This is a genomic window from Thermus thalpophilus (genome assembly GCF_022760915.1).
GTDB lineage: Bacteria > Deinococcota > Deinococci > Deinococcales > Thermaceae > Thermus > Thermus thalpophilus.
Window position 1 is genome coordinate 1 of record NZ_JAKTNS010000158.1, and the last position, 258, is coordinate 258.

General features: G+C 66.7%; 1 pseudogene. It reads left to right on the forward strand.

Annotation, left to right across the window (positions count from 1 at the left end):
- Positions 1–218, forward strand: a pseudogene (locus L0D17_RS13430) (ABC transporter); the annotation flags it as partial.
- Positions 219–258: the final 40 nt, after the last annotated feature.

A 258-nucleotide genomic window follows, 5' to 3' on the forward strand; every position in this document is an offset into this window, starting at 1 on the left:
ACTTCTTCTCCCTGGTTCGCTTCGCTCCCTGGATGACCCCCCTCCCCTTTGCCCCGGGGACGCAGCTCCTGAAGCTCGCCCTCACCGGGGAGGGGGCGTCCCCCGGGCTTCTCCTCCTCGCCTTCGTGCAGGCCCTCCTCTTCCTCGGGGCAGGGCTTTTCGCCATGGCCTGGGTCTACGCGGGGGTGCGGCGAAGGGGCCTTTTAGGGAGGTACTGATGCGGCTTTTGGTGCAGAACGTCCACAAGCGCTTCGGCAA